At 69.0% G+C, this 7,675-nt stretch carries 7 protein-coding genes; all 7 read right to left on the bottom strand.

What is annotated here, in order from left to right:
* Nucleotides 1-371: 371 nt before the first annotated feature.
* Nucleotides 372-1,292, bottom strand: coding sequence for an SDR family oxidoreductase (locus PKA16_RS07030; RefSeq protein WP_324401767.1), 921 nt, complete (start codon nt 1,290-1,292; stop codon nt 372-374).
* A gap of 34 nt (nt 1,293-1,326) precedes the next feature.
* Nucleotides 1,327-2,970: an isovaleryl-CoA dehydrogenase gene (locus PKA16_RS07025; protein WP_324401765.1), complete on the bottom strand. Its 1,644-nt coding sequence runs from the start codon at nt 2,968-2,970 to the stop codon at nt 1,327-1,329.
* A gap of 29 nt (nt 2,971-2,999) precedes the next feature.
* Nucleotides 3,000-4,016, bottom strand: a complete 1,017-nt coding sequence (locus PKA16_RS07020) for an NADP-dependent oxidoreductase (RefSeq protein WP_324401763.1) — start codon at nt 4,014-4,016, stop codon at nt 3,000-3,002.
* A gap of 185 nt (nt 4,017-4,201) precedes the next feature.
* Nucleotides 4,202-4,621, bottom strand: coding sequence for a PaaI family thioesterase (locus tag PKA16_RS07015; RefSeq protein ID WP_324401762.1), 420 nt, complete (start codon nt 4,619-4,621; stop codon nt 4,202-4,204).
* Nucleotides 4,622-4,655: 34 nt separating this feature from the next.
* Nucleotides 4,656-5,450, bottom strand: a complete 795-nt coding sequence (locus tag PKA16_RS07010; RefSeq protein ID WP_324401760.1) for an SDR family oxidoreductase — start codon at nt 5,448-5,450, stop codon at nt 4,656-4,658.
* A gap of 26 nt (nt 5,451-5,476) precedes the next feature.
* A complete protein-coding gene (locus tag PKA16_RS07005) occupies nt 5,477-5,779 on the bottom strand; it encodes a Dabb family protein (RefSeq protein ID WP_324401759.1) in 303 nt (100 codons plus the stop codon).
* Nucleotides 5,779-7,602, bottom strand: a complete 1,824-nt coding sequence (locus PKA16_RS07000; protein WP_324401758.1) for an acyl-CoA dehydrogenase — start codon at nt 7,600-7,602, stop codon at nt 5,779-5,781. The genes PKA16_RS07005 and PKA16_RS07000 overlap by 1 nt, the downstream gene beginning before the upstream one ends.
* Between the last annotated feature and the right edge of the window lie 73 nt (nt 7,603-7,675).

The following is a 7,675-nucleotide window of genomic DNA, read 5'->3' as shown; positions in this document are numbered from 1 at the left end:
CGCGGCCGGCCTGCTCCGCGGCCTTCGGTTTCCTTGGATTTCACGCGTCGTGGTTGGCGCGGAGCGTGCTGGGGCGACTGGGATGAAAGACTCCCCGCTTCATTGAGTCCGTGGCCAGGGAGACCCAGGCGACGGGCGCCGCGGCTGGCCTGCTCCGCGGCCTTTGGTTTCCTTGGGTTTCACGCGTCGTGGGTGGCGCGGAGCGTGCTGGGGCGACTGGGATGAAAGACTTCCCGTTTCATTGAGTCCGTGGCCAGGGAGACTCACACGCGACGGGCGGCGCGGCCGGCCTGCTCCGCGGTCTTCGAGGCCGTCTCATGCGCTGCGGGTGACGCACGCGGCGATCACCCGAATGACCCGGCGATGCGATGTCAACCGGCGGGTGGCGCGCGCAGGGCCGCGCGCAGCCGCGCCCCGACCTCGGGTGCCTCGAGGAATGGGTCGATCGGGTTGCGCCGCTCGATCATGTTTTCCATGCGATGGCGGATGTTGCCCAGCGCCTTCGCGCTTTCGTGGCTGAACACGTAGAAGCGGTTGGCGCTGATCGCGTCAAACACCTTCTGCGCCACTTCCTCGGCCGAGACTCTGCCGCTGCTGACCGCCTTTTCGGTCAGGGCCTGGCCGATCTTCTGGCTTGTCGTCAGCGGCGCGGCAGCCTGCCCCGCCGGCCGGTTGCGCTCGCTGCGGCTGATGCCGGTCGGCACGAAATACGGGCACAGCAGGCTGGAGCCGATCTGGTCGGTCACCAGGTTCAGGTCATGGTACAGCGTCTCGGTCAGGTTGACCACGGCGGCCTTGGCGGCGTTGTAGATGCCCATGTTGGGCGCCGCCACCAGGCCGGCCATGCTGGCGGTGTTGGTGACATGACCACGCCAGGCCGGGTCCCTGGCTGCCGCCTCCAGCATCATGGGAACGAACAGCCGCACGCCGTGGATCACGCCCCACAGGTCGACGCCGAGCACCCAGTCCCAGTCGGCCACGGTGTTTTCCCACAGCAGGCCCCCGGCACCGACACCCGCATTGTTGAACACGAAATGCGGCGCGCCAAAGCGCTGCCGGACCTCGGCCGCCAGCGCTTCCATCTGCGCGGCACTCGATACGTCGACGCGCCGCGCCATGACCTGCGCGCCGGCCGCCGTCAGTTCCTGCGTCGCCTGATCCAGCGCGTCCTGCTGCACGTCGACCAGCACCAGGTTCATGCCGCGTGCTGCCCCAATGCGCGCGCACGCCAGTCCGAATCCGGAACCGGCCCCGGTCAGCACGGCGGTCTTGCCCTGGAAATCCTGAATCATGTTCGTGTCTCGTGAATGAAGAAGCCGGCCCCTGCTACCACGGCATGGCGCGCGCGATGAGGCTGTCGGTGTCCACACCGGCCGCCAGCGTGCCGAAGGTGTGGCCCCAGGCGCCACCCAGGCGCGATGCGCAGAAGGCCGTGGTCACGGCCGCGGGCGCAGTCTGCGCCAGCAGCGCACCCTGCAGGGCGAGCGCGACGTCCTGCGCCAGGCGGCGCGCCTCGAACTCGGTGGCGAGCTGGTCGATGCGCTCGGGCAGCGTCGCGGCGAGGCGGTCCAGCGCCGGATGGGCGCCACGCGCCGGCGCCAGCTCGACCTGCAACGCGCTCGCCACGTCGCCCTTGCGCAGGGCGCGCAGCAGGTCCAGCGCCATGATGTTGCCCGAGCCTTCCCAGATCGAGTTGACCGGCATTTCGCGATGGATGCGTGCCATCACGCCGTGGCCATCCTCCTCGATGTAGCCGCTGCCGCCCAGGCATTCCATCGCCTCCGCGGCGAAGTGGCTGGCACGCTTGCAGATCCAGAACTTGGCGACCGGCGTGAGCACGCGTGCGAGCAGGCGCTCGTGCGCGTCCTGCTGGCGATCGAACGCGCGCGCCAGGCGCATCGCGAGCGCCGTCGCGGCCTCGCTTTCCAGCGCCAGATCGGCGAGCACGTTGCGCATCAGCGGCTGCTCGATCAACGGCTTTCCGAACGCCTTGCGCTGGCGCGTGTGGTGCAAGGCGATGCTGAGCGCCTGGCGCATCAGGGCGCTGGTGCCCAGGGCGCAGTCCAGTCGCGTGCGCGTGCCCATCTCCAGGATCTGCGGCACGCCGCGGCCGGGCTCGCCCACGCGCCAGGCCGTGGCCGCCGCGAACTCGACCTCGGAGCTGGCATTGGCCCGGTTGCCCAGCTTGTCCTTCAGGCGCTGGATGCGCAGTCCGTTGCGCCTGCCATCCGCCAGCACGCGCGGCAGGAAGAAGCAGGTCAGGCCGCCTTCGGCCTGCGCCAGCACCAGGAAGGCATCGCACATCGGCGCCGAGAAGAACCACTTGTGGCCGGTGAGCCGATAGCGTTCGCCCCAGTCGTCGTGACCATCCGGCACCGCCTGGGTGGTGTTGGCGCGCACGTCGGAGCCGCCCTGCTTCTCCGTCATGCCCATGCCCATGGTGACGCCGGGCTTGTTCTTGAAGAACACCAGGCGCGGGTCGTAGGCGCGGCTGGTCAGCCGGGGGGCCCAGTCGGCGTGAATCGCAGCGTTGTCGCGCAGCGCGGGCGTGACCGCGTAGGTCATCGAGATCGGGCACAGGATGGACGGCTCGAGCTCGGTGAACAGCATGAAGCTGGCGGCACGCAACACGTGGGGCGCCGCACCGTCGCCATGCCATGGCGTGCCATGCAGTCCAGCCGAGGTGGCCGCGGCCATCAACGCGTGGTAGCTGGGGTGAAACTCCACCTCGTCGATGCGGTGGCCGCGCGGATCGTGGGTATGCAGCTTGGGCACGTGAATGTTGGCCAGCCGTGCATGGTTCTGCATCTCGGCAGAGCCGGCAAGTGCCCCCAGCGCGCGCAGGCTGCTCGCTTCCAGCGTCGGCGCGTTGAACTTGAGCGCATCCTGCAGCGGCTGGTTGATGTCGAACAGGTTGAGGTCGACCAGCGGTTCGGGCTGGTTGAAAACCTCGTGGGTGGCAGTACGCATGCCCGGGCCTCCGTAGGACAGGGAATCGGTCAGATCAGCTTGACCAGCTGCTTGCCGAAATTCCTTCCCTTGAGCAAGCCGAGGAAGGCCTCGGGGGCCGATTCGATGCCCTGGGCCACGGTCTCGCGCGGGCGCAGCTTGCCCGCGGCCACCAGCCCGCCCAGCTCCGCCAGCGCCTCCGGCCAGACCTCCATGTGCTCGCTGACAATGAAGCCCTGCAGCTTGATGCGATTGACCAGCAGCAGTTGGGGATTGGCCATGGGCAGCGGCTGGCCGTCGTAGCCGGCGATCATGCCGCACAGCGCGATGCGGGCGAAAGCATTGGTGCGCAGCAGCACGGCATCCAGCACGTAGCCGCCCACGTTCTCGAAATGGCCATCGATGCCGTCGGGGCAGGCCTCCTTCAGGGCCCGGGACAGGCTCTTCACGTCGGGGTGCTGGCGGTAGTCGATGCAGGCGTCGAAGCCCAGTTCGTCGGTGGCGTAGCGGCACTTCTCGGGCCCACCGGCGATGCCGACCACGCGACACCCACGCGCCTTGGCCAGCGCGCCCAGGGCGCTGCCGACCGCACCCGTGGCGGCGCTGACGGTGATGGTCTCGCCTGGCTTGGGCTCGATGATCTTCACCAGCCCGTACCAGGCGGTGACACCCGGCATGCCGACCGCCCCCAGGTAGTACGACAGCGGCACGTGGGTGGTATCGACCTTCTTGAGCATGCCGGGCTTGCCGGCATCGACCACGCTCCATTCCTGCCAGCCGCCGAAGCCGACCACCTTGTCGCCGACGGCGTAGCGGGGATGGCGGCTCTCCACCACCTCGCCCACGGTGCCGCCCTGGAACACCTCGCCCAGCGGCTGGCAGGCCGCATAGCTCTTGGCATCGTTCATGCGACCACGCATGTAGGGATCCAGGCTGAGATAGTGGTGGCGCACCAGCACCTCGCCCTCCTGCAGGGCCGGGGTTTCGCTGCTGACCAGCTTGAAATTGGAAAGCCGGGCTTCGCCCTCGGGGCGGTTGTCGAGCAGGATCTGACGGTTGGTAGGCATGTTGGTCTCCGGTTGGGTTCAAGATGGCGGGAAGCCGGACGCAGCGGGCGCCGCGGTGTCGCGCATGGCGCAGCAGCATCCAGCCGCGATGTCGGGATTCCTTGAGCGTCCTCTGCGCATGGCTGTTCGGCGGTTGGCAATTCGTCCTTCAAAGGCACCCGGGGGCAGCTTGCCGGCGCAGGCGGTCAATCGGTCGCGAGCGTGGACGCCACGCGCGCCACGTACTTGAAGGTTCCGGTCGATTGCGCGCACAGCCGGCCCTCCGCGTCGAACAGCGCCGCCTCGACGAAGGCCAGGCTGCGCGTGCGGTGCAACAGCCGGCCCCGTCCGACCAGGGGCTCGCCCGCGTGGACCGGCGTCGGCCGCATGAAGCTGGTCTTCATCTCGATCGTCACCGTGCCGCTGTCCACCTGGACGCTGCGTGCGGCCGTCGCCATGACGACGTCCAGGAAGGTCATCACGGCGCCGCCGTGGGCGACGCCGAAGGAGTTGCAATGCTCGGGACGCGGCGCGTAGTGCAGCTCGGACTCGCCGCCGTCGAAGCGCTCGAGCGTGAAGCCCAGGTGGTGCACGAACGGCACCACGACGCCAAAGTCGAGGCTCATCGGCACCCCTGCGGGCGGACCAGGCCAGCCCGCATCATGCCGCCCCCAGCACCACGCTGGTACCGCCGTCGACCGCCAGCCACTGGCCCGTCACGTGCTTGCCGGCCTCGCTGGCATACAGCAGCGTGATGCCCTTGAGGTCTTCGTCGTCGCCCAGGCGTCCGAGCGGCGCAGCGGCCTTCATCTTGTCCTCGCCCAGGGTGTCGATCAGCACATTGGCCATCCGGGTTCGGAAAAAACCCGGGCAGATGGCATTCACGGTGATGCCGTAGCGCCCCCACTCCGCCGCCAGCGTGCGCGTGAAGCCGAGCACGGCCGTCTTGGAGGTGTTGTACGCGAGAGTCTGCATGCCCGGCGGGTTGCCGTTCAGGCCGGCAATCGAGGCGACGTTGATGATGCGTCCCCGCTTCTGCGGGATCATCCAGCCGTTCGCCACCTGCTGGCTCAGGATGAAGTAGCCGCGCACGTTCAGGTTCATCACCTTGTCCCAGGCGGCGACCGGGTGCAGCTCGGCCGGCGCGCCCCAGCTCGCGCCGGCGTTGTTGACCAGGATGTCGATCGCGCCCATGCGCTCCAGCGTCCGGTCGGCCAGGCGCCGCGTCTGGTCTTCCTGGCTGCAGTCGGCGGCGATCCAGCGCGCATCGATGCCGGCGGCCTGGAGTTCGGCCACCGCCTGCTCCAGTTCGTCCTCCTTGCGCGCGCTCAGCATTACGCGGGCGCCCGCTTCGCCCAGGGCATGGGCCATCTGCAGGCCCAGGCCGCGCGAGCCGCCGGTGATCAGGGCCGACTTGCCGCTGAGATCGAACAATTGCTGCACGGTGCGTGTCATCGTGGCTGTTTCCTGTGGGTCGGGTTTCAGATTTCGTAATCCATGCACTGGCGCTCCTGCGCCACCGCACGCAGGAAGGGCTTGACCGCCCTGTGCCGCGGATGCTCCTGGTAGGCATCGAGCGCCGTGCGGTCGGCGAACTCGCTGTAGAGCACCAGGTCGCAGGTCGCCTCGAGCCCGGGCTCGGCGCGCGCCACCTCGAGGCGCAGCGTGCCGGGCACCAAATCGGCACAGGCATGCAGCAGTGCCTGGGCCCGGGCCAGGTTGGCCGCCTTGTCGGCGCCCTCGGCCTGCTCCCTGAACTTCCACATCACGATGTGCTTGATCATCAAAACGCCTCCTCGGGCAGCCGCGCGCAGGTCATGTCGCGTGTCTCGACCACGCGCAGCCAGGCCTCGATCCTGGGCAGCTCATACCGGAAAAAGTAGTCCGTCGCGCCTGCCACGCCCGTGCCGGCGTCGCCGGCACTCGCCACCAGCGACAGTTCCAGCCAGATCCAGGCAACGGCCACGTGACCGAACGCCTGCATGTAGGGTACGGCATTGGCCAGCGCCACGCTCGCATCGCCCGCGGCCCAGGCCGCTGCGGTGGCCGCCTGCAGGCGCCCGAGCGCAGTCGCCAGCGCATCGGCATGCCCAGCCAGGGCCGTCCGCGCACGCGCGCGCCCGATGGTGGCCGACACGCGCGCGGCGAGCAGCGCCAGGCCGCGGCCGCCCTCCATCCGCACCTTGCGCCCCAGCAGGTCCATCGCCTGGATGCCGTGCGTGCCCTCGTGGATCATGTTCAGGCGGTTGTCGCGCCAGTATTGCTCGACCGGAAAATCGCGCGTGTAGCCATAGCCGCCGTGGATCTGGATCGCCAGGCTGTTGGCCTCCAGGCAGTTCTCGCTCGGCCAGCTCTTGGCGACCGGCGTCAGCACCTCGAGCAGCAGGCGTGCCTCGTCGGCGGCCTCGGGCGTGCCGGTATGCTGCTCGTCCACCAGGCGTGCGCAGTACAGCAGCAAGGCCAGGGCGCCTTCGCACATCGATTTCTGCGCGAGCAGCATCCGGCGGATGTCGGCGTGCTCGATCAGGCGCACCGGCGGCTGGCCTGGATCCTTGCCCACCGGGCCCACCGGCCGCCCTTGCGTGCGCGTTTTGGCGTAGTCGAGCGAAGCCTCGTAGCCCGCCAGGCCCAGCATGGCGGCCGCCATGCCGATGCCGATGCGCGCCTCGTTCATCATGTGGAACATGCACTTGAGGCCTTCACCCGGCTGCCCCACGCGATAGCCCACCGCGCCCGGCTGGCCGTCCACCGGAAACCGGCCCTCGCCGAAGTTGAGCAGGGTGTTGGTGGTGCCACGCCAGCCCAGCTTGTGGTTCAGGCCCGCCAGCGCCACGTCGTTGCGCACCCCGGTCAGCTCGCCCCGCGCATCCACCAGCCACTTGGGCACGATGAACAGCGAAATGCCCTTGACGCCGGGCACCAGCTTGCCGTCCGCGCCCGGGATCTTGGCCAGCACCAGGTGCACGATGTTCTCGGTCATCTCGTGCTCGCCCGAGGAAATCCACATCTTGTGGCCGGTCAGGCGATAGCGCGGGCCCAGTGGATCCGCGGCGTCCTCCAGCACGGCGCGCGTCGCCACGTCCGACAGCGAGGAGCCGGCCTGTGGCTCGGACAGGCACATGGTGCCGGTCCAGCGGCCGCTGAATTCCGCGGCTGCAAACACCTGCTGCTGCAGCGGCGTGCCGTGCGCCATCAGCAGGTTGGCATTGCCGACCGAGAGCAGGTTGGAGCCGATGCTGATCGAGGCCTTGCCGAAGAAGGCATTGGCCGCCGCTTCCACGACATAGGGCAGTTGCATGCCGCCAAGCGCGTAGTCCTGCGCCGCCGCCAGCATGCCCGACTCGGCATAGGCGCGTCGCGCCTCGTGCGTGGCCTGCGGCAGCCGCACGCGCAGGCTGCCATCGGGCGCGGTCTCGGTGCGCGGCTCCTCGGTGTCGACCAGGCGGTTGAACGGCGCGTACTTCTCCAGCGCGATGCGCTCGCAGGTGTCCAGCACCGCGGCAAAGGTCTCGTGCGAATGGTCGGCAAAGCGCGGGCGCGCCGTCAGGGCCGTCGCATCGAGCCAGTCGTACAGCAGGAAATCCAGGGTCGCGCGCAGGGTACTCATCGCGCAAATTATGGGATGGTGCGGCACCCGGCGATGTCCGCTGCGCGACGCCGATCGCGCGTCGTGCGCACGC

It is taken from the genome of Ottowia sp., assembly GCF_035325765.1.
Taxonomy (GTDB): Bacteria; Pseudomonadota; Gammaproteobacteria; order Burkholderiales; family Burkholderiaceae_C; genus Ottowia.
The sequence above is the reverse complement of the archived record's forward strand: the minus strand, read 5'-3'. Positions and strand labels throughout refer to the sequence as shown.